Genomic DNA, 22,595 nt, shown 5'->3' on the forward strand with positions numbered 1-22,595 from the left:
TTTCATTTTTTTTTAAAAGTTTACATCAAACCCTACAGAAAAAGTTCTTGGAGTAGGGAATTCAAAGAATGTTGAGCTTATGTTAGATTCTGGATCGAAACCTCTCCACTTAGAGAAAGTTAATAAGTTTTGTGCTTGAGCATAAACTCTAATACCAGTAAATAATTTTGTTCTCTCTAAAATTTCTTTATCTAAGCTGTAAGATAATGTTACGTTTCTTAGTCTTAAAAAAGAAGCATCTTCGATATATCTATCTGTAGAAAGTAAACGTGTTGAACCGTAAGCAGATGATGGAATATCTGTTACTTGTCCAGGTGTTTGCCATTCATTTAAAATTGATACAGATTGGTTAGAAATACTAATTAAACTTGGATCTTCAACAACTGCAATACTACCATTGTTTCTGTATTGTTCAGCAGCAAAAGAGAATAATGTATTTAGTGAGAAGTTTTTATAGCTCATATCAACACCAAAACCACCAGTGTACTTAGGGATAAAAGACTTGTCTAAAATTACTCTATCATCATCACTATAAGTATCTGTTATTAAACCATCTTTGTCTAAATATAATGGAGATCCATTATTAGGATTTACACCAGCCCATCTTACTGCATAGAAAGAACCAAATGCATCACCTTCAGATAAAACTGTACGTCCAGTTTCAATTAAACCATCACCAACTAAACTGATAATTTTATTTTCATTTAATGCAACATTACCATTAACAGATAAGTTAAATCCTTTTCTATCATCGCTTCTAATTAAATCATAAGATAAAGATAGTTCAACACCTTTATTTTCCATTTCACCTACATTGGCAGCAATAGACTGTTGACCAGAAGTTCTAGAAAGAGGTTGGTTAAGGAATAAATCTTCTGTTACTTTTTTGTATACATCAATAGTACCATTTAATCTATTATCTACCATTCTAAAATCTAAACCGAAGTTAGTTTGAACAACTGTTTCCCACTTAAGATCTGGATTTTCAATTTGATTTAAGAAATATCCATTACTTGCGTTATATCCAGTACCTAATGTGTAAAGACTAAATGAGCCAAATCTTGCAGCAGCTTCATCGTTTCCTGTTGTACCGTAACTACCTCTTAATTTTAGTTCAGAGAATAAGTTACTATCTTGCATAAATGGTTCGTTATGAATATTCCATTTACCAGAAATAGAGTAGAAAGTACCCCATTTGTTTGTCTTGTTAAATCTAGATGATGCATCACGACGTAAAGATACTTGAGCTCCATATTTATTATCATAGTCATATTTAACTACTCCAAAATATGAAAATAAACCAGAATCGTAAGTTGTAACTACAGTACCGTTTGTTGCAGCATAGTTTGAAATATCTGGTATGTAATAATATTGGTCGTCTCCATTTCCATCTTGTTCTGTAGAAAGACCAGGAGTAATTGCATTTCCAGATCCTATTAATTTTGGATCTAAACCATAACCTGTATAACGAAAACGGTCAAAGTGCTCTTTAAAATACTCTGTAAATAATGATACTTCTAAATCGTGCTTTTCGTTGAAAACATTTTTATAAGAAATATTTGAGTTTACGTTAATACCAATAGTTCTAGTATATCCTTCACCATAACTACCTTTATTAATTGAGTTAATGTCTGTAGCATCGTTAATACCTCTTAAACTTCCAGGAGTTACAATGGTAGTGGTTTTTTGTTGTTCAAAATCCATACCTACAGAACCTCCAACAGATATATTATCTACAACTTCTAAATTAGCAGCTACTCTACCAACTATTTTTAATTCATCAATACTAGATGTGTTTAATGTAGCTTGGTTAAGTGCAACAATTGGAGAGTTAGCAAATCCAGTGTCTCCAGTTCCATATAAATCTAAAGTCCCGTCTGGGTTGTATGGATTTAATGCTGGATTACCAATATATGCATTTATAAATGGATTGTCTAATTGACCAGTTCCTGGATTTGAAGAAAAGTTATTTTTAGTATAACCTAAAATTAAGTTAGTATTAACACTTAATCTATCATTTAAATTAGATGAAGTATTAGAACGTAATGTAAATCTTTTAATGTTACTTCTTTTAGTAACACCTTCTTGATCAAAATACGCAATAGAGTTATAAGAACTTGAATTTTCACCACCCGTAGAAATATTTACTTCATGAGATAAAGTTTTTCCTGTTCTAAAGAAAAAATCTTCCCACTTTGTATTTGTTTGATTAGATAAAGCTTCAATTTCAGCATCAGAAAAAGAGTTGAAACCATTTGCTCTTCTTAAAGTTAGGTATTGTTGAGAGTTCATTAATTCAAAATTTGGATCAATGTTTTCAGAAACACCGTAAAGAGATCTGTATTGTACTCTAGTACCAGAACCTTTTTTTCCACTTTTAGTAGTAACAATTACTACACCACCCGCAGCTCTGTTTCCATATAATGCCGATGCAGAGGCATCTTTTAATATAGATACAGACTCAATATCATTTGAGTTTAAACTTCTAAAGTTGTCTTCGTTAACTGGTACACCATCAATAACGAAAAGTGGCTCAATATTACCTTGAACAGAGTTTGTTCCTCTGATTCGGATAGTACCACTGGCACCAGGTTGTCCTGAACTAGTTTGGATGTTAAGACCTGCAGCTTTACCTTGAAGAACTTGGTCTAATGATGCATTAGGAACCTGCTCTATTGCTTCAGCTTTTACTACAGAAATCGCAGATGTTACATTTGAAGCTTTCTCACTACCATAGGCAACAATTACTACCTCGTCTAAGCCTGAAGCGTCAATCTCCATTCCAAAACTTATGTTGTTTGCAGATCCTACAGTTTTAGTAACTGTTTTGTAACCAACGAAAGAGTAGTTTATTACACTTCCAGTACTCGTAGATATTGAGTATTTACCATCAAAATCTGTTTGAGTACCATTACCTGTACCTTCAACTACAATATTTACTCCAGGTAACGGTAATCCGGTCTCGTCGGAAATCGTTCCTGAAATTGTTTTTTCTTGTGCGAACGATAGTTGCACAACAAACGCTAGTAATAGCGTTAAAATTCCACTAAACTTTGTTTTCATTTTATATTTTATTTGAATTAGTCTGTGCCAAAAATCATAATAAAAAGTTAATTAACCAACTTTTTTGTCATAAATATTTCAATTGTTATACAATATATGCACGTTTACGGCCGATTTTATTTTAATATTTGAATTACGCTCTTGTTAATTAAATATTAATTTAAATTAAACTGTATATTAAATAAAAAAAAGGCTGGAGAATGACTCCAACCTTTTTTTTATTTAAAATATTAGTTTTTTATTTAAGTTTCAACTTATCTTTATAAGAAATTCTATAATTAGAATTTCTTCCTTGTGCTACTTGTGTATTATTACTGTCTGTTACTGTATATGTTGTTCCATTCTTTGTAACGGTAAATGTTGTTATTGCTGAAGGATTTCCATCTGAAAGTCCTCCATCTGCTAAAGGAAATACACTTGATATATCTACTTCTTGATAAAATATTCCTGGTTTTGTGAAAATGATTGTTGTTGGAATATTTGTTATTGTAGAGGATGTGTTCCCATTACTAGTCCAGAAACTTGCATCAATTTCATAGGTCCCATCAGGATCAGTGTCTAAAATTGTTAATTCTTCGGGGCATTCAGAATAACTAAAGTCTGTAAAAGCTCCGTTGTAGTATAATTCTAAATCTAAATCTAATGCTGTGTCTCCATCACATGGATTAATACCGTTGTCTAGGTAATCTCCCGACCAATCTAAACGGGTAATTAAACTATTGCTAACAAAGTTTTCTATATTTATTGAAACAACTTCATCAATTGTTGCTTCTAGTAAATTAGTAGAAGTAAATTTTAAATTAACAATCTTAGTATCGTTAGGAATAAAATCTTGTAGTGTTTCAATATTTATTTGTAAGCTAGTTTGACCAGCAGGGAAATTAGCTATGTAGCCAGTTCCTCCAGTGTATCCATATTGAAAGTAACCAGATTCAAACCAAGTGTTATATGGTACAAATACGTCTTCTAACGTTACTAAATCATATAGTCCATTTCCAGAGTCTGGAGCTCCAGATGGTAAGGTTACTACTAATGGGTTTCCTTGGTCATCAAGTACATCTATTCTTATGTTAATTGGGTTTGCTACAGCGTAGTCAACTTCTAAATCAAATGTTGCTGTTTCTCCTTCTGTTACTGTTACTGTTTTATTTAATACAGTTATTGCTGGTTTTCCTCTACGTTCAATTGAATCATCATTTTCACAGGCATAATTAAAAGCTGCTACGAACAAGAGTATTATTATATATTTTATATTTTTCATCATGTTGTTTTTTAAAGCTTAATATATTCTACATCGTAAGTATCATCTGATCCTACAACTACAGTCATAGATAAATTTCCTGTAGCATCATCAACTGTTCCAGAACCACTAACTGGATTGCCTCCAAAAGTAGCACCTAATGGTTGCGATTCTATTGTAATTACACCACAATTTTCTGTAAATACAAAACCATTTCTTGTAGCATTATTTGGTGGTCCTGTTAAATCAATTCCACCTGGTTGAGCACTAAATCTACCCGTAGATTCTGTTAAGTATGTAGCTTCATCAGTTTGTGTAATTGTTTCGTTAAAAAAGTTATAGACTTGACCGTTTGATTGTCTTGTTACTACAATATCAAAGCTTCCGCCTGCATTAGAAAAACAAACGCCTCCTAAATTAATGGTAACGGTTTCAAATTCTTCTTCTAAGTCTTCGTCTCCATTTTGGCCAATAACACCAACGTTGGTATCTGTTAATTTTAAAACAATAGTTTTTGGATTTAAAACATCAATATTTTCTGTGTAAACATTAATATCAATAGTTCCAAAATCTCTATTAGCTTCTATTGTAGCTGAAGAGTTGCTTGAAACAAAATCGTAATCTGTACCAGCAACAGCTGTACTTGATGGGTCTACGTCAAAAGTTACAGTTATTTCTGGTGTTGATGAAAAATTAGAACCAGTTAATAAATCTACAGGTTGTTTAAAAACTTGTGTACTTCCATCTGTTAAAAAAGCAGTGGTTGATGTTGAATTTCTAAATCCAACAACGTATGGTGTGTTTGCAAAATCACCTTCTAATTGTTGTACGTCATCATCAACTAAACAAGAGTTTAGTAAAAACGCACTAATAAGGCTTAGGCATAAAATTTTAAATGTTTTCATTTTTTTTATTTTTATTAGTTGACGTCCCAAAATATATTTTCATTAAATGCGGTGTCTACGGTTTGACCGTATGGGTTTACATTTGCAGAGTTTCCTGAATATTCTGAGGTTGGATATAGTAATCTTAAAGGTCTATTTGGCCTATTTGAAATATCTGGTAATGGCATGTTACTAGGGAAACCGGTTCTTGTATATTCAATCCAAGTTTCAGCACCATTTGTACCGCCTAAATCTATCCATTTTTGAGTAATAATTGCTTCTAATTTATTTGTACTGCCATCCCAGCCAATACCATTTACCATATTTATATCACTTAAATAAGTACCTAAGTTTGCTCCTAATCTTGAAAATGATGACTCTATAGCGCTTTCAAAAAGGCTTTTAGCATCTCCAGAAGTTAAAAGACCTTTAAACACAGCTTCAGACTGTAAGAATAATGATTCTGAAGCAGTCATAATGTAACCATCCTGAGAAGGAGACATTAGTAAACCAGGACCTATTCTAGATGGTTGCTCTTCGCCGCCTTGAGTGTTTCCTTGTATCACAGTTTGACTTCCTCTAGTTGCGTAAAGACTTTGAAGTCTTGAGTCTGTTACTCCAGTAGTTGTACCGTTTAAAAATTCAACTAGAAAAGTTGTTGGTCCTGCTCTTAAATTTGAGAAAGTTTGACTTCCTGAATTACCAAACTCATTAGGGTCATAACCAAACACTTCAACAAATGGATTCATTCTATTACTTTGGTCTGTATAACCTGGATTAATAGTTACATTGTCTCCACTGCCTAAAAACTCTGCGTTAGTTTGGTTTAATAAAGCAAATTCATTATTTACAAAGGCTTGCATTTCAGGATTAGTTTGAGCATAATCGTTAATTCTTAATAGCATTCTTAATTTTAATGAATTAGCAAATTTAATCCATTGCGTCATATTGCCACCTAACATAACATCATTGGTGCCCATTGAAATAACAGTGTCTTCATTTGTATTGTTAATTTGCTCTATAGCATTATTAACTTGAGTAATAAGGCCCATGTAAACCTCTTCTTGGCTGTCGTAAGTAGGGAACAGATTGTCACCACGTTGATGGATTTCAGAAAATGGAATATCTCCATAAAGATCTACTAGATACTGAAAATAAAACGCTCTATAAATTTTAGAAGCGCCTTTAAAATAATCGTAATTCCCAGGATTTTCACTATTTATAATTTGCGTTAAGTTTCCTGTTCTAGCCATTAAATTATCCCAAACACCACTATAAAAATCTGTTGAAAGTTGATATTGAAACTCTTCAAAATAAGGTGCTTGAACTTGTTGAGCATTTCCAGACCAAGTAGCAATCATGGTATTTCCTAGCTCGTTCATGGTTGTCATTAATGTTGCTGCAGGAACCGTTTGCGCTCCTGGAAGTATAACTTCTGGAGGAAGCTCGTCTATTACAACTCCATTTGGGTCTTCATTAACTAATACATCGTCACATGAGAATGCAAAAAGGACTACTGCTAATGAAAGTAACTTGGTTAATATATTTATCTTTTTCATTTTTTAAAAGTTAAGTTTTACATTCATTGAATAAAATCGTGTTGGAGGAGTTTGTGCGTATCCACCTATACCTGAACCAATTTCTGGATCATTATAACCTCTATTTTCTTTAGGTAATACAGTTAGTAAGTTTCTACCGCTTAAGCCAACTGCTAAGCCATTTATAAATGTATTTTCTAAAAATTTATTAGGAAGTGTATAACTTAGTGCCACTTCTCTAAGTTTAAATGCTGTAGCGTCTAAAATAAAATTTTCGTCTACACCAGTGAAAGCATCACTTTGTACGAAAGATTGGTATTGAGCATATTCGCTTGGTCCACCGTATGAAGGTCCAGTTAAAACATTGGTGTTTGCTACTCCAGAACCTTCTACTGTTGAGTTTGGAAACACAAAATATCCTCTTCCATTTTCTGCTGTAACAAAACTACGTCCTTGACCTGTAAGGTTGTTGTATATATTTGAATAGAATACATGACCTGTTCTAAAATCTGCAACAGCACTAAGTTTGAAGCCTTTGTAAGTAAATTCTGTACCGAAATTTAAAATATAATCTGGAGTTGTTTTACCTAATACTTTTAATCCTGAAGCTACTTGAGGTTCTCCATTAGCATTAACTATAACACGACCTTGATCGTCTCTTTCATATGCGCTACCTCTTATTAATGGAAATTCTTCACCTTGTACTGCGTAGATACCAGGAGAGCCAGATCCTAAAATATCTGAATCTTCTGTAATTTTATTAGCTATGGTTTTCTGTGAAGCATACCCAAAGTTTACATTCCATCTAAAATCATCTGTTTTAATTGGTACTAGCCCTAAGTCAACTTCATAGGCTTTAGTTTCTGTTTCACCAACATTAACTCCTGCGCTAAATACACTTGTTGAACTAGATACGGATGCGCTAAGTATTTGGTTTTCATTAGTGTAAAAAGAATAACTACCGTCTAAAGTAATTCTAGGAATACCTCCTTTTTTTAAGAACTCTAAATTTATATTAGCTTCGTAGGTATTAATAAATTCAGGTTCGATATTATTATCAAATGTTGATGAAGGTATTAAAAATGAATTTACACCACTTGGGTAAGGAAATGCTGATGGTCTAAAACCTGTATCATATAAATCGTGAGCATCTAAAGCAGAAATGTTTGCTACTTTTACATAACCACCAGAAATTTTTAATTTATTTAAAGCTTTACTTTTTAATTCAGGAAATGCTTTTGTAGCTATAAATGCTGTACCGGCAGACCAGTAAAAGAAGCCAATGTCACCAATTTCTCTTCCTGGAGATTGTAATCTACTATCCCATTCTTGACGACCTGTTAAGTTTAAAAATAAATAATCTTTATAACCTAAATCTACATTTGCAAATATTGCTTGTTGTCTTTGTTTTGTAGCAAAATCTGTATCAACTGTACCTCCAGATATGTTTTCAACAGTATAAAGACCTGGTAAAGTTAATTGTCTTCCAAATGCAGTTTGAGATGAAAACTCATAATCTGTAGCATTAAAACCTATTAAAGATTTTAATTCTATATCTTCAGTTAATTGATAATTAAAATTTGTAATTAAATCTGTATATAGTCTTCTGTCTCTAGAACTTGTAACTCTTAAAGATGATTGAATGTCTCTTCCATCTCCTGTAACTGTGTAAGGTGAAGTATAATCATTATTATACCTGATACCTTTTGAGCTATTAGTAACAATATTGGTTCTAATTAATGTGCTAATGTTGTCATTGAACTTGTAAGATAATTCACCAGAAAGATCAGATCTAAAGTTTTCTGTATTTGTTCTTTGGTTTTGTGCTACCCAATATGGACTGTTTCCAAAAGCTGTCCAGTGATCGCTATTACTACCAGAACTAAATTGTGTTACATCTACATCACTAGGTACTTGAGAGAGTTGGCTATATGCACCTCCAAATAATGTAGTGCCATCACTATCAAAAATTGCAGAGGTTACTTCTGTATCTTCATTTGTAAATCTAGCATTTCCAGAAATAGACCATTTTCCAAATGTTTTTCCTGCGCTTAAAGCAAAAAAGTCTTTTTTAAATTCATCTTCTGGAATTAAGCCTTCTGTTTTTCTCTTGTTAGCAGATAAAGAAAAGAAACCTTCGCTATCTCCTCCAGAAAGTGATAATGTGTTTTGTAATGTTACACCTGTGTTAAAAAAGTCTTTAATATTGTCTTCTTTAAATTCATATGTATTGTATCTAAAGTCTGTTATTGTAGGATAAGGTAAACCGGTTGGTTGAATTGAACCATCATATTCTGGTCCCCAAGAGCCTTGATCGAACGCATCTATTTCACCCCAATAACCTTTACCGTATCGATCTTGTAATTGCGGTAAAAAAGCAACTTCTTCTAGAGTTACTGTAGAAGATAGGCTAATATTTAATTTTCCTTTTTCTTTAGATCCTTTTTTTGTTGTAACTACAACAACTCCATTACCGCCTCGAGAACCATAAAGAGCTGCGCCGTTTGGACCTTTTAAAATGTTTATAGATTCTATGATTTCAGGATCTAAATCAGATAATATACCAGCGGTTGAAATTACATTATCAATTACAACTAATGCAGAGTTGTCTCCAGAAAGAGATCTGGTACCACGAAGTAATATTTGTGTATCAGGATTAACACCTGTATTAACAGTATTTATTTGTAATCCTGAAACTTTACCAGCTAAAGCTTGTACTGCATCCGGGTTGTTTGCAGCTACAATTTCATCAGATTTTAAGTTTTCATAAGCAGTGGTAATCTCATCTGGTTTTCTTTTAATACCAACTGCAGTGACAATAACTTCATCTAATGCTGCTACATCTGGCTCCATAGCGAAACTAACTGTGCTATCATCTGTTATAGTGACTTCTTTTGACAAATAGCCAATGAAAGTAAACTCTAATATGTCGCCATTACTTGCGTCAATATTATAGTTACCATCAAAATCTGTTTGTGTACCATTGCTGGTTCCTTTTAAAACAATATTTACTCCAGGCATTGGTAATCCGGTTTCATCGGTTATTGTGCCGGAAATTGTTTTTTCTTGTGCGAACGAAAGTTGCACAATAAACGCTAGGAAAAGCGTTAAAATTCCATTAAACTTTGTTTTCATGTTGATTTTTGATTTGAATTAGTCTTATGCTAAATTTCTTAATAATTAAGGAGAAAACCTACATTGAAAGAGTTAAAGTTTAATATATTGTTAATGTTTTTTTTGGAAATTGCTAGAAAACAGAGGTTAAGCTCAAGTGTATTTTTGAATTATTCAGCTTAAATTGTTGGTTTTCACTTTTTCCATTGGCGTAATTAAATTTTAATAAACCAGCTTTGGTTGTAACTCCAAAACCAACACCAAAACTGTAGAGGTTTTCTTTTATATTATCTATTTTGTTATTTAATGTTGCGAAATCTATAATAGTGTGTGCGTAAATAGAATTGCTTAATCGATATCTATATTCGGTATTTAAAACTCCGTATTGTGTTGCTAAAAGACTGTTTTCTTGAAAACCTCTTATCGAGTTAATACCACCAAATCTAAATAATTCGTTTTCAAGATGGTTTTTTGAGTTTAGTAATGCGCCATTTAATCTTAGAAAAATACTATTGTTTTGGTTTAAATTAAAAATATGATGTAATTCTGAAACTATTCTAGTTTGTTTTTCATTAGTGTTATTAAACTGTCTGGACCCAAATCCAAGCTCGACTTTTAAAAGAGATTTTACTGGAAACGTTGTGTTGTCGGTTTTTCTATTTTCAAAATCATATTTTATGGTATAGAAATTAGCATTATAATCATTTATTTGAGTTGTATTTGTATTCTCTAAAAGATTGTTTGATTCAATAGCATCTAAGCCTATAAAAACTCTAGTTTTAGCATTTAGCTGGTAAAATAATTTTGCTTTCTGGTTCACAGTATTAAATGTGCTATCTTGTTTAAAAATATTTAGTTCTAATTCTGTTCCAATAGGTGAGCCTAGTATATATGGGAGGTTGATGTTGATTTCAAATTTTTTCTGTTCTAATTCATTCGCTTTATAAAGGAGTTTTAAGGACTCACCATAGTTGAAATTATTGTTAAGTTGTAAATCTAAATACCCGTTAAACTCTAACTTGTTTGTATTTTCATTTGTGCTAAAACCTAAATAGCCATCAAAAGTATTGCTGTTTGCTTTTTCAATATATAGATAAAGTTGTGTGGAGTCTTTAGTAAATAAAACTTCTGGTGGTTTTATTTGGTTAGCAAAACGTAAATTATTTAATGAGTTTACTTTGTTTTTAATGGCGTCTATGTTAAAAGTCTTAGACGGTTTAATTTTTAAAAATCTTTTTAAATAAGACTTAGGGAATTTTTCATAGCCCTTAACAATTATTTTGTCTAAGCCTCTTTTAGACTCTCCATTATTAATTATTAATCTTGCAGAAATTATATTTTCATCATTAATTTTTATATCAGATAATTTTAACTTGGTAAAAGGGAAGCCTTGATTTGCAATGTCTTTATTTAAAAAGGATAAGGTGTTTTCTACTTCTTCAAAAGGAATAACAAAAAAAGAATCAAAAATATTATCTGTAATTAATTTGATTGATTGAGATGTTATTTGGTTTTTTTCAAAATAAATGTGAATGACCTCGTACTTATTTCCTAAATGTATTTTTGAAAGATGAGTGCTGTCGTTTAATTTAGTTAAAGCAAAAATGCTATTTTCTATGTAACCAGATTTTGTTACTCTATTTTGTAGAGAATCTATCTCATTTAAAACACTCTTGTAATCTATATGAGTTTTATTGTAATTTAAATTTTTAATTATTTCGGTTTCCTTATCATTAGATCCAATTATTTCTAAATTTAAATTTTGAGCAATTAATTCTGAAGAGAATATTAAAAGACTAATAATTAAGATAGGTGTATATTTGTGCACGAATTTTTGTTCTATATAGAGATGTAAATCTAACGCAAAAACTTTCCATATAATATAGACTGTAAGATAAATTTAAAAAACTATTGAAAATTAATCTTTTACGGTTTGAATTTCAAAAATTAATTTCTACCTTTGCAGCCCTCTTAGAAGAGGTCAATTAAATTTATATATAAATATATATGCCAACAATTTCACAATTAGTAAGAAAAGGAAGAGCCAAAATAACCAAGAAGAGTAAATCGGCTGCTTTAGATTCTTGTCCGCAAAGACGTGGTGTGTGTACTCGTGTGTATACAACGACACCTAAAAAACCAAACTCAGCAATGCGTAAGGTAGCAAGGGTTCGTTTAACAAATGGTAACGAAGTAAACGCATACATTGGTGGAGAAGGTCACAATCTACAAGAGCACTCGATAGTATTGGTTAGAGGTGGAAGGGTAAAAGATTTACCAGGAGTTAGATACCACATTGTACGTGGAGCATTAGATACCGCAGGTGTTGATGGTCGTACGCAACGTAGATCTAAATATGGTGCTAAACGCCCTAAAAAGTAATTTTAAAACTTTAAGAAGAAGACATGAGAAAAAGAGCAGCGAAAAAAAGACCGCTTTTACCAGATCCACGTTTTAACGATCAGTTAGTAACTCGTTTTGTTAACATGATGATGTGGGATGGAAAGAAGTCAGTAGCTTTTAAAGTATTTTACGATGCAATTGATATCGTAGAGTCTAAGAAAACAGACGAAGAAAAAACAGCATTAGAAGTATGGAAAGATGCTTTATCTAACGTTATGCCTCACGTAGAAGTACGTAGTCGTAGAGTTGGTGGAGCGACATTTCAAATTCCTAACCCAATACGTGCAGACCGTAAGGTTTCTACAGCTATGAAGTGGCTTATTAGCTTTTCTAGAAAGAGAAACGAAAAATCTATGGCTCAACGTTTAGCAGCAGAAGTTTTAGCAGCAGCTAAAGAAGAAGGTGCAGCGGTTAAGAAAAGAGTAGATACTCATAAAATGGCTGAAGCAAATAAAGCATTCTCTCACTTTAGATTTTAAGAAAAAATGGCAAGAGATTTAAAATTCACAAGAAACATAGGAATTGCAGCTCATATTGATGCTGGTAAAACAACAACAACAGAGCGTATTCTTTATTATACAGGAGTTTCACATAAAATTGGTGAAGTACATGATGGTGCTGCAACAATGGACTGGATGGAGCAAGAGCAAGAACGTGGTATCACTATTACTTCTGCAGCTACAACTTGTACATGGCAGTTTCCTTTAGAAAATGCACAACCAACTCCAGAAACAAAAGGGTATCACTTTAATATTATCGATACTCCTGGTCACGTAGATTTTACTGTTGAAGTAAATAGATCTTTACGTGTATTAGATGGTTTAGTATTTTTATTTAGTGCAGTAGATGGTGTTGAGCCACAATCTGAAACTAACTGGAGATTAGCAGATAACTATAAAGTTCCAAGAATTGGTTTCGTTAATAAAATGGACCGTCAAGGATCAAACTTTTTAGGTGTTTGCCAACAAGTAAAAGATATGTTAAAATCTAACGCGGTGCCAATCGTATTAAACATTGGTGATGAAGCAGATTTTAAAGGTATTATAGATTTAGTGAAAAACCGTGCTATTGTATGGCATGATGAAACTCAAGGAGCAACTTTCGATGTTATCGAAATTCCTGAGGATATGAAAGCTGAAGCTCGTAAGTACCGTGCGCTTTTAATTGAAGAAGTTGCAACTTACGATGAGAACTTACTAGAAAAATTCATGGAAGATGAAGATTCTATCACAGAAGAAGAAGTGCACGCTGCACTTAGAGCTGCTGTTATGGATATGGCGATTATTCCAATGATATGTGGTTCAGCATTCAAAAACAAAGGTGTACAATTCTTATTAGATGCTGTATGTCGTTACTTACCTTCTCCAACTGATAAAGAAGGAATTAGAGGTATTAACCCAGTGACAGATGAAGAAGAATTACGTAGACCAGATGTAAAAGAACCATTTTCAGCTTTAGCATTTAAAATTGCTACAGATCCTTTCGTAGGACGTTTGGCATTCTTTAGAGCTTATTCTGGACGTTTAGATGCAGGTTCTTACATCTTAAATAACCGTTCTGGAAAAAAAGAACGTATTTCACGTATCTATCAAATGCACTCTAATAAACAAAATGCTATCGATTTTATTGAAGCAGGAGATATTGGAGCAGCAGTAGGGTTTAAAGACATTAAGACTGGTGATACTATGTCTGATGAGAAGAATCCTATCGTTTTAGAATCTATGGACTTCCCAGATCCAGTAATTGGTATTGCGGTTGAGCCTAAAACTAAAGCAGATGTTGATAAATTAGGTATGGCTTTAGCTAAATTAGCAGAGGAAGATCCAACATTTACAGCAAGAACAGACGAGTCTTCAGGACAAACAATTATATCAGGAATGGGTGAGTTACACTTAGATATTATTGTAGATCGTTTAAAACGTGAGTTTAAAGTTGAAGTAAATCAAGGGCAACCTCAAGTTGAGTACAAAGAAGCTATTACTCAAGCTGCAGACCATAGAGAAACTTATAAGAAGCAATCTGGTGGTCGTGGTAAATTTGCTGATATTGTATTTACAATTGAGCCAGCAGATGAAGGAGTAGTAGGACTTCAGTTTGAATCTATTATTAAAGGTGGTAACGTTCCTAAAGAATTCATCCCGTCTATTGAAAAAGGATTTAAAATGGCAATGGTAAATGGTCCATTAGCAGGATATGAAGTAGATTCTATGAAAGTAACATTAAAAGATGGATCTTACCATGATGTAGATTCAGATCAGTTATCTTTCGAATTAGCAGCTAAATTAGGATTTAAAAATTCAGCAAAGGCAGCTAAAGCAGTTATTATGGAGCCTATTATGAAATTAGAAGTTATTACTCCTGAAGAGAATATGGGTGATATTGTAGGTGATTTAAACAGAAGAAGAGGTCAAGTAAGTGACATGGGAGATAGAGCTGGTGCAAAAACTGTAAAAGCAACTGTACCATTATCTGAAATGTTTGGATATGTAACAACATTAAGAACATTATCTTCTGGACGTGCGACATCAACAATGGAATTTTCACACTATGCTGAAACACCTTCAAATATATCTGAGGAAGTAATTAAAGCAGCTAAAGGCGTAGAAGCTTAAAACTAAAGAAAATGAGTCAAAAAATTAGAATAAAATTAAAGTCTTACGATCACAATTTAGTTGACAAGTCTGCTGATAAGATTGTAAAAACAGTAAAGAGTACTGGAGCTGTTGTAACGGGACCAATTCCATTACCAACACACAAGAAAATTTTCACTGTACTACGTTCACCACACGTAAATAAGAAGTCAAGAGAACAATTTCAATTAAGCTCTTACAAGAGATTATTAGATATTTACTCTTCATCTTCAAAAACAATTGATGCTCTTATGAAATTAGAGTTACCAAGTGGAGTAGAAGTAGAAATCAAAGTTTAAGTATAAACTTTACATGTCCTTAACGATGGTTAAGGAAAAACGGATAAAAATACAATTCAAGGCTGAAACGTATTTTCAGCCTTGAATGTTTTTTAATAAATAATAACAATAAATAAATAATAATTATGTCTGGGTTAATTGGAAAAAAAATCGGTATGACCAGCATTTTCGACGAAAATGGAAAAAACATTCCATGTACAGTAATCGAAGCTGGACCATGTATCGTTACCCAAGTCAGAACTGAAGAAGTTGACGGCTATAAAGCTGTTCAATTAGGTTTCGATGACGCGACAGAAAAAAGTGCTACAAAAGCTGACCTTGGTCATGCTAAAAAAGCAGGAACTTCTGTAAAACGCAAAATCGCCGAATTTCAAGGTTTTGAGGAGGAGTACAAGTTAGGTGATGCAATCACTGTAGAGCACTTCGCAGAAGGCGAATTTGTAGATGTTTCAGGAACATCAAAAGGTAAAGGATTTCAAGGTGTTGTAAAACGTCATGGTTTCGGTGGTGTAGGTCAAGCTACTCACGGTCAACATAACCGTTTAAGAGCGCCAGGATCTATTGGAGCTGCATCTTATCCTGCAAGAGTTTTCAAAGGAATGAAAATGGCAGGAAGAATGGGTGGAGACACAATTAAAGTTCAAAATTTAAGAGTTTTAAAAGTAGTAACTGAAAAGAATCTACTTGTGGTTAAGGGATGTGTTCCTGGTCACAAAAACGCTTATGTAATTATTAGAAAATAATGAAAGTAGCAGTTTTAGATATAAACGGAAAAGAAACAGGCAGAAAGGCAGACCTTTCTAGCGATGTTTTTGCTATTGAGCCTAATAATCATGCAGTGTATTTGGATGTTAAACAATATTTAGCAAACCAAAGACAAGGTACTCACAAAGCTAAAGAAAGAGCTGAGATTACTGGATCAACACGTAAGATTAAAAAGCAAAAAGGAACTGGTACAGCTAGAGCAGGTTCTATTAAGTCTGGTGTTTTTAAAGGTGGTGGACGTATGTTTGGTCCAAGACCAAGAAACTACAGTTTCAAACTTAATAAAAACTTAAAAAGATTAGCTCGTAAATCAGCTTTCAGTATTAAGGCAAATGAGAAAGCAATTGTTGTTTTAGAAGACTTCAATTTCGACTCTCCAAAGACTAAAAATTTCACTAATATTTTGAAAGCTTTAGACTTACAAAATAAAAAATCACTCTTCGTGTTGGGTGCGTCAAATAATAATGTATATTTGTCGTCACGCAATTTAAAAGGCTCTGAGGTAGTAACTGCTTCAGAATTAAGTACTTACAAGATTTTAAATGCAAATCAAGTGGTGCTTTTAGAAGGAGCTTTAGAAGGAATTGTAACGAATTTAAGTAAATAAGAAACAAAATGAGTATCTTAATTAAACCTATAATCACAGAAAAAGCAACTGCAAACAGCGAATTAAACAACTGTTTCAGCTTCTTTGTGAACACTAAGGCGAACAAGGTAGAAATTAAAAAAGCAGTTGAAGCTGCTTATGGAGTTTCTGTAGAAAAAGTTCGTACTATAAATGTCCGTCCAGATAGAAGTACCAAATACACAAAAACTGGTATTCAACATGGTAAAACTAACGCATTAAAAAAAGCGATAGTACAACTGGCGGAAGGTGAGATAATTGATTTATACACTAACATGTAATTAAAGACAAATGTCAGTAAGAAAATTAAAACCAATCACACCAGGACAGCGATTTAGAGTTGTTAATGGATTTGACGCCATTACAACTGATAAGCCGGAGAAAAGTTTATTAGCTCCGAAAAAACGTTCAGGTGGTAGAAACAGTCAAGGTCGTATGACTATGCGCTACAAAGGTGGTGGTCATAAGAAAAGGTATCGTATTATCGATTTTAAAAGAGCTAAAACAGGAATTCCTGCAGAAGTTGCTTCAATTCAATACGATCCAAACCGTACAGCGTTCATCGCATTATTAAATTACCAAGATGGTGAGAAAACTTATGTAATTGCTCAAAATGGCTTACAAGTTGGACAAACTGTTGTTTCAGGTGATAATGTAGCTCCAGAAATTGGAAATGCAATGCCTTTAGCAAACATACCATTAGGTACAATTATCTCTTGTATAGAGTTGCGTCCTGGTCAAGGAGCAGTTATGGCTCGTAGTGCAGGTGCTTTTGCTCAATTAATGGCAAGAGATGGTAAATTTGCAACAGTTAAATTACCATCAGGTGAAACTAGATTAATCTTAGTTACATGTATGGCTACAATTGGAGTAGTATCTAATTCAGATCACCAATTATTAGTTTCAGGTAAAGCAGGTAGATCAAGATGGTTAGGAAGAAGACCAAGAACTAGACCAGTAGTAATGAACCCGGTTGATCACCCAATGGGAGGTGGTGAAGGTAAATCTGCAGGTGGACATCCACGTTCTAGAAACGGTATACCAGCTAAAGGATTTAGAACACGTTCTAAAACTAAAGCAAGTAATAAATATATTGTAGAACGTAGAAAAAAATAAGACATGGCAAGATCATTAAAAAAAGGACCTTACGTTCATTATAAATTAGAAAGAAAAGTTGCTGCTAATGTAGAAGCTAACAAAAAAACTGTAATCAAAACTTGGTCAAGAGCTAGTATGATTACTCCAGATTTTGTTGGGCAAACAATAGCAGTACACAATGGCCGCCAATTTGTACCAGTATATGTTACAGAAAACATGGTAGGTCATAAATTAGGAGAATTTTCACCAACACGTTCATTCCGTGGACACGCTGGTGCTAAAAATAAAGGTAAAAAGTAGTAAGCTATGGGAAGTCGTAAAAAACAAATGGCAGACGCTATTAAGGAAGGTAAAAAGCAAGTTGCTTTTGCTAAACTTAATAACTGTCCTACATCACCAAGAAAAATGCGTTTAGTAGCCGATTTAGTAAGAGGTGAACGCGTAGAAAAAGCACTTAACATTTTAAAGTTTTCTCAAAAAGAAGCTTCTAATCGTTTAGAGAAATTGTTAGTATCTGCAATTGCAAACTGGCAAGCTAAAAACGAAGATGCTTCAATTGAAGAAGCAGAATTATTTGTTAAAGAGATTAGAGTAGACGGAGGCGCAATGTTAAAAAGATTACGTCCAGCACCTCAAGGTCGTGCACACAGAATAAGAAAACGTTCTAACCACGTAACAATCGTAGTTGGAGCTAACAATAATACACAAAGCTAAGATAGATATGGGACAGAAAACAAATCCAATCGGGAATCGCTTAGGAATTATCAGAGGATGGGAATCTAACTGGTACGGAGGAAACGATTATGGTGATAAACTTGCCGAAGACGATAAGATTAGAAAATACGTTCACGCGCGTTTATCTAAAGCTAGTGTAAGTAGAGTAATAATCGAAAGAACTTTAAAGCTTGTAACCGTTACTATCACTACTGCTAGACCAGGTATTATAATTGGTAAAGGAGGACAAGAGGTAGACAAGTTAAAAGAAGAGCTTAAGAAAATTACTGGTAAAGAAGTTCAGATCAATATCTTTGAAATAAAGAGACCTGAATTAGATGCATTTTTAGTAGGAACAAGCATCGCTCGTCAAATTGAAAATAGAATTTCATACAGACGTGCAATTAAGATGGCTATTGCTGCAACAATGCGTATGAATGCTGAAGGAATTAAAATCCAAATTAGTGGTCGTTTAAACGGTGCAGAAATGGCACGTTCAGAACACTATAAAGAAGGACGTATTCCTTTATCAACTTTTAGAGCCGATATTGATTATGCTTTAGTTGAGGCACATACTACTTATGGTAGATTAGGTGTTAAAGTATGGATCATGAAAGGTGAAGTATATGGTAAAAGAGAACTTTCTCCGCTTGTTGGATTATCTAAGAAGCAAGGAAAAGGTGGAAGAGGCGGAAGAGATAATAAAAATCAATCTCGTCGTAGAAAGTAATTTTTTAAAGAACAAGAAAAATGTTACAGCCTAAAAGAACAAAATTTCGTAAACAACAAAAAGGACGTATGAAAGGAAATGCCGGAAGAGGGCACCAACTTTCAAACGGAACTTTTGGAATAAAATCACTAGACTCGAACTTTTTAACTTCGCGTCAAATAGAAGCAGCACGTATTGCCGCTACACGTTACATGAAAAGAGAAGGGCAACTTTGGATTAAAATATTTCCAGACAAGCCTATTACAAAGAAACCTCTAGAAGTACGTATGGGTAAAGGTAAAGGTGCCGTAGAATATTGGGCAGCAGTTGTAAAGCCAGGTAGAGTACTTTTTGAAATAGGAGGAGTACCTCTAGACGTTGCAAAAGAAGCATTACGTTTAGCAGCACAAAAGTTACCTGTAAAAACTAAGTTTTTAATCGCTAGAGATTACGAAGCATAATTTATTTGATATTATGAAACAATCAGAAATTAAAGAATTATCTGTAGCTGAGTTACAAGAGAAACTTAGTGAGACAAAAAAGAGTTATTCAGACCTAAAAATGGCACATGCAATATCTCCTTTAGATAACCCAATTCAATTACGATCTGTAAGAAGAGATGTAGCTAGATTGGCAACGGAATTAACTAAAAGAGAATTACAATAATTCTGCTGAAAGATGGAAAAAAGAAACTTAAGAAAAGAACGTATAGGAGTAGTTACTAGTAACAAAATGATGAAATCAATCGTTGTTGCCGAAGTAAAGAAAGTTAAACATCCTATGTACGGAAAATTCGTTTTAAAAACGAAAAAATACGTAGCACACGACGAAACAAACGACTGTAACATTGGAGATACAGTAAAGATCATGGAAACAAGACCTTTATCTAAATCAAAATGTTGGAGATTAGTTGAAATAATTGAAAGAGCGAAGTAATTATGGTACAACAAGAATCAAGAATAAAAGTAGCAGATAATACTGGTGCAAAGGAAGTTTTAGTTATCCGTGTATTAGGAGGAACTAAAAGAAGATACGCTTCTGTAGGAGATAAAGTTGTTGTTTCTGTTAAAGATGCAACTCCTAATGGAAACATTAAGAAAAAAGCAGTTTCTACCGCAGTTGTTGTTCGTACTAAAAAAGAAGTAAGACGTCCAGATGGATCTTATATAAGATTTGATGATAACGCATGTGTACTTTTAAATCCAACAGGAGAAATGAGAGGAACACGTGTTTTTGGACCGGTTGCGAGAGAACTTCGTGATAAACAATTCATGAAAATTGTATCATTAGCACCAGAAGTGCTATAACAAAGGAGGTTTACTCCATTGTAAAAAAAACAATAAGATGACAAAGCTTAAAATAAAATCTGGAGATACTGTAAAAGTAATTGCTGGAGATCACAAAGGATCTGAAGGGAAAGTACAAAAAGTATTATCTGGTAAGAACAAAGCGATCGTTGAGGGTGTAAACATGGTTAAGAAACATACTAAACCAAGTGCACAAAGCCCACAAGGAGGAATCGTAGAGAAAGAAGCTCCAATTCAAATATCAAATTTATCATTGTTAACTTCTAAAGGAGAAACAACACGAGTTGGATATAGAATGGAAGATGGAAAGAAAGTAAGATTTTCAAAAAAATCAAACGAAGTAATATAGTTATGGCATATTCACCTAGACTTAAAGAAGAGTATAAAAGCAGAGTAATTGCAGCTCTTACAGAAGAATTTGGTTACAGTAATGTAATGCAAGTACCTAAACTTAAAAAGATCGTTGTATCTAGAGGTGTTGGTGCTGCAGTTGCAGATAAAAAGTTAGTAGACTACGCAGTAGACGAATTAACAACTATAACTGGACAAAAAGCTATAGCAACGTTATCTAAAAAAGATGTTGCAACTTTCAAATTACGTAAAGGAATGCCAATTGGAGCAATGGTTACGTTAAGAGGAGAAAGAATGTACGAATTTTTAGACCGTTTAGTAACTTCAGCATTACCACGTGTTAGAGATTTCAGTGGTATTAAAGCTAAAGGTTTTGATGGAAGAGGTAATTACAATTTAGGAATTACTGAGCAAATTATCTTTCCAGAAATAGATATTGATAAAATCAATAAAATTTCAGGAATGGATATTACATTTGTAACTTCTGCTGAAACAGATAAAGAAGCAAAATCATTATTAACTGAATTAGGATTACCTTTTCAAAAAAACTAAGTTATGGCTAAAGAATCAATGAAAGCCCGCGAGGTGAAAAGAGCTAAAACAGTAGCTAAATATGCTGAAAAACGTAAGGCTTTAAAAGAAGCTGGAGATTATGAAGCATTACAAAAGTTACCAAAAAATGCCTCTCCAATTCGTCAGCACAATAGATGTAAATTAACAGGAAGACCAAAAGGTTACATGCGTACATTTGGAATTTCTCGTGTTATGTTTAGAGAAATGGCTAACCAAGGTTTAATACCTGGTGTTAAAAAAGCAAGTTGGTAAATTATAAATTGGTCTAAGGTTCACAATAGTGTGAAAACCAAGTCCGCAAATTAATACATATGTATACAGATCCAATTGCAGATTTTCTTACTAGAATTAGAAACGCAGTGCGTGCTAATCACAGAGTAGTTGAAATACCTGCATCAAATTTAAAAAAGGATATAACAAAAATATTATTCGATCAAGGATATATTTTAAGTTATAAATTCGATGATTCTTCTGTACAGGGAACAATTAAAATAGCCCTTAAGTACAATAAAGAAACAAAAGAACCAGTAATTAGAAAATTACAACGAATCAGTAAACCTGGTTTACGTAAGTACTCTAGTTCAACAGAATTACCAAGAATCTTAAACGGTTTGGGTATAGCTATAGTTTCTACTTCACATGGAGTAATGACTGGTAAGCAAGCTCAACGTGAGAATGTTGGTGGTGAAGTTTTATGTTACGTTTACTAATCTATAAAACAAGAAAGAGATGTCAAGAATAGGAAATAATCCAGTGGCAATTCCAGAAGGAGTTACTGTAGAAGTAAAAGATAACGTAATCACAGCAAAAGGAAAATTAGGAGAATTAACTCAACCTTTTGACACTGTAGATGTAAAAGTTGAAGAAGGAAATGTAATAGTTTCTCGTCCTTCAGATAATAAAGAAAGTAAAGCAAAGCACGGTTTATACAGATCACTTGTAAGCAACATGATTGAAGGTGTATCTAAAGGATGGACAAAAGAGCTTGAGCTAGTAGGAGTAGGATATAGAGCAAGTAACCAAGGTAACAAATTAGAGTTAGCTTTAGGTTTTTCTCATAACATTGTTATGAGTATTGCACCAGAAGTGAAAGTGGAAACAGTTTCAGATAAAGGTAAAAATCCAATCATTAAGTTAACATCACATGACAAACAATTAGTTGGACAAGTAGCTGCGAAAATTCGTGGATTTAGAAAACCAGAACCTTACAAAGGAAAAGGTATCAAGTTTGTAGGTGAAATACTAAGAAGAAAAGCTGGTAAATCAGCATAATAATTAAGTT

General features: G+C 33.2%; 26 protein-coding genes. 20 read left to right on the forward strand and 6 right to left on the reverse strand.

Features of this window, described 5'->3' with window-relative positions; all coding sequences use genetic code 11:
* Positions 1-12 precede the first annotated feature (12 nt).
* The 6 genes from BM549_RS09045 to BM549_RS09070 form a co-directional block, all read right to left on the reverse strand.
* The gene (locus BM549_RS09045; protein ID WP_290469981.1) at positions 13-3,063 is read right to left on the reverse strand and encodes a TonB-dependent receptor; all 3,051 of its coding nucleotides are present in this window, start codon (positions 3,061-3,063) and stop codon (positions 13-15) included.
* Between the two features lie 238 nt (positions 3,064-3,301).
* A complete protein-coding gene (locus BM549_RS09050; protein ID WP_290469982.1) occupies positions 3,302-4,327 on the reverse strand; it encodes a hypothetical protein in 1,026 nt (341 codons plus the stop codon).
* 8 nt (positions 4,328-4,335) lie between these two features.
* Positions 4,336-5,208 carry a hypothetical protein gene (locus BM549_RS09055; RefSeq protein WP_290469983.1) on the reverse strand — a complete coding sequence of 291 codons (873 nt, stop codon included), beginning with the start codon at positions 5,206-5,208 and terminating at the stop codon, positions 4,336-4,338.
* Positions 5,209-5,222: 14 nt separating this feature from the next.
* Positions 5,223-6,746, reverse strand: a complete 1,524-nt coding sequence (locus BM549_RS09060) for a SusD/RagB family nutrient-binding outer membrane lipoprotein (protein ID WP_290469984.1) — start codon at positions 6,744-6,746, stop codon at positions 5,223-5,225.
* A 3-nt stretch (positions 6,747-6,749) separates the two neighbouring features.
* Positions 6,750-9,860: a SusC/RagA family TonB-linked outer membrane protein gene (locus BM549_RS09065; RefSeq protein WP_290469985.1), complete on the reverse strand. Its 3,111-nt coding sequence runs from the start codon at positions 9,858-9,860 to the stop codon at positions 6,750-6,752.
* 112 nt (positions 9,861-9,972) lie between these two features.
* Positions 9,973-11,667 carry a POTRA domain-containing protein gene (locus tag BM549_RS09070; protein WP_290469986.1) on the reverse strand — a complete coding sequence of 565 codons (1,695 nt, stop codon included), beginning with the start codon at positions 11,665-11,667 and terminating at the stop codon, positions 9,973-9,975.
* Positions 11,668-11,846: 179 nt separating this feature from the next.
* On the opposite strand from BM549_RS09070, the gene rpsL reads away from it, so the two are divergent.
* The 20 genes from rpsL (at position 11,847) to rplF (ending at position 22,585) form a co-directional block, all read left to right on the forward strand.
* Complete coding sequence (rpsL, locus tag BM549_RS09075; RefSeq protein WP_013869047.1) at positions 11,847-12,221, forward strand: 30S ribosomal protein S12; 375 nt, start codon at positions 11,847-11,849, stop codon at positions 12,219-12,221.
* Positions 12,222-12,244: 23 nt separating this feature from the next.
* The gene (rpsG, locus tag BM549_RS09080) at positions 12,245-12,721 is read left to right on the forward strand and encodes a 30S ribosomal protein S7 (RefSeq protein WP_013869046.1); all 477 of its coding nucleotides are present in this window, start codon (positions 12,245-12,247) and stop codon (positions 12,719-12,721) included.
* Between the two features lie 6 nt (positions 12,722-12,727).
* The gene (gene fusA, locus BM549_RS09085) at positions 12,728-14,854 is read left to right on the forward strand and encodes an elongation factor G (RefSeq protein WP_290469987.1); all 2,127 of its coding nucleotides are present in this window, start codon (positions 12,728-12,730) and stop codon (positions 14,852-14,854) included.
* Between the two features lie 11 nt (positions 14,855-14,865).
* Positions 14,866-15,171 carry a 30S ribosomal protein S10 gene (gene rpsJ / locus BM549_RS09090; protein ID WP_007650482.1) on the forward strand — a complete coding sequence of 102 codons (306 nt, stop codon included), beginning with the start codon at positions 14,866-14,868 and terminating at the stop codon, positions 15,169-15,171.
* Between the two features lie 125 nt (positions 15,172-15,296).
* Entirely contained in the window at positions 15,297-15,914 is a 618-nt protein-coding gene (gene rplC / locus BM549_RS09095) for a 50S ribosomal protein L3 (RefSeq protein WP_013869044.1), read from the forward strand.
* The gene (rplD, locus tag BM549_RS09100; protein WP_013869043.1) at positions 15,914-16,543 is read left to right on the forward strand and encodes a 50S ribosomal protein L4; all 630 of its coding nucleotides are present in this window, start codon (positions 15,914-15,916) and stop codon (positions 16,541-16,543) included. Before rplC ends, rplD begins: the two co-directional genes overlap by 1 nt.
* Before the next feature lie 8 nt (positions 16,544-16,551).
* On the forward strand, positions 16,552-16,842 hold the full coding sequence (rplW, locus tag BM549_RS09105) for a 50S ribosomal protein L23 (RefSeq protein WP_013869042.1): 291 nt from the start codon (positions 16,552-16,554) through the stop codon (positions 16,840-16,842).
* Positions 16,843-16,852: 10 nt separating this feature from the next.
* Entirely contained in the window at positions 16,853-17,677 is an 825-nt protein-coding gene (gene rplB, locus BM549_RS09110; protein WP_290469988.1) for a 50S ribosomal protein L2, read from the forward strand.
* 3 nt (positions 17,678-17,680) lie between these two features.
* The gene (gene rpsS, locus BM549_RS09115) at positions 17,681-17,959 is read left to right on the forward strand and encodes a 30S ribosomal protein S19 (protein ID WP_013869040.1); all 279 of its coding nucleotides are present in this window, start codon (positions 17,681-17,683) and stop codon (positions 17,957-17,959) included.
* Positions 17,960-17,965: 6 nt separating this feature from the next.
* Positions 17,966-18,373 (forward strand): 50S ribosomal protein L22, encoded by a 408-nt coding sequence (rplV, locus tag BM549_RS09120; protein WP_013869039.1) that lies wholly within the window; start codon positions 17,966-17,968, stop codon positions 18,371-18,373.
* A 7-nt stretch (positions 18,374-18,380) separates the two neighbouring features.
* Positions 18,381-19,103, forward strand: coding sequence for a 30S ribosomal protein S3 (gene rpsC / locus BM549_RS09125; RefSeq protein WP_013869038.1), 723 nt, complete (start codon positions 18,381-18,383; stop codon positions 19,101-19,103).
* A 20-nt stretch (positions 19,104-19,123) separates the two neighbouring features.
* Entirely contained in the window at positions 19,124-19,543 is a 420-nt protein-coding gene (gene rplP / locus BM549_RS09130) for a 50S ribosomal protein L16 (RefSeq protein WP_013869037.1), read from the forward strand.
* Positions 19,544-19,556: 13 nt separating this feature from the next.
* On the forward strand, positions 19,557-19,748 hold the full coding sequence (gene rpmC, locus BM549_RS09135; protein WP_013869036.1) for a 50S ribosomal protein L29: 192 nt from the start codon (positions 19,557-19,559) through the stop codon (positions 19,746-19,748).
* Between the two features lie 12 nt (positions 19,749-19,760).
* On the forward strand, positions 19,761-20,018 hold the full coding sequence (gene rpsQ / locus BM549_RS09140) for a 30S ribosomal protein S17 (RefSeq protein WP_013869035.1): 258 nt from the start codon (positions 19,761-19,763) through the stop codon (positions 20,016-20,018).
* A 2-nt stretch (positions 20,019-20,020) separates the two neighbouring features.
* Positions 20,021-20,389 (forward strand): 50S ribosomal protein L14, encoded by a 369-nt coding sequence (rplN, locus tag BM549_RS09145; protein ID WP_013869034.1) that lies wholly within the window; start codon positions 20,021-20,023, stop codon positions 20,387-20,389.
* 37 nt (positions 20,390-20,426) lie between these two features.
* Positions 20,427-20,738 (forward strand): 50S ribosomal protein L24, encoded by a 312-nt coding sequence (gene rplX, locus BM549_RS09150; protein WP_013869033.1) that lies wholly within the window; start codon positions 20,427-20,429, stop codon positions 20,736-20,738.
* Between the two features lie 2 nt (positions 20,739-20,740).
* Positions 20,741-21,292, forward strand: a complete 552-nt coding sequence (gene rplE, locus BM549_RS09155; protein ID WP_013869032.1) for a 50S ribosomal protein L5 — start codon at positions 20,741-20,743, stop codon at positions 21,290-21,292.
* A 3-nt stretch (positions 21,293-21,295) separates the two neighbouring features.
* Complete coding sequence (rpsN, locus tag BM549_RS09160; RefSeq protein WP_013869031.1) at positions 21,296-21,565, forward strand: 30S ribosomal protein S14; 270 nt, start codon at positions 21,296-21,298, stop codon at positions 21,563-21,565.
* Positions 21,566-21,624: 59 nt separating this feature from the next.
* On the forward strand, positions 21,625-22,023 hold the full coding sequence (gene rpsH / locus BM549_RS09165) for a 30S ribosomal protein S8 (RefSeq protein ID WP_013869030.1): 399 nt from the start codon (positions 21,625-21,627) through the stop codon (positions 22,021-22,023).
* A 19-nt stretch (positions 22,024-22,042) separates the two neighbouring features.
* Positions 22,043-22,585, forward strand: a complete 543-nt coding sequence (gene rplF / locus BM549_RS09170) for a 50S ribosomal protein L6 (protein WP_013869029.1) — start codon at positions 22,043-22,045, stop codon at positions 22,583-22,585.
* Positions 22,586-22,595: the final 10 nt, after the last annotated feature.

It is taken from the genome of Lacinutrix sp. MedPE-SW (assembly GCF_001874145.1).
GTDB lineage: Bacteria > Bacteroidota > Bacteroidia > Flavobacteriales > Flavobacteriaceae > Lacinutrix.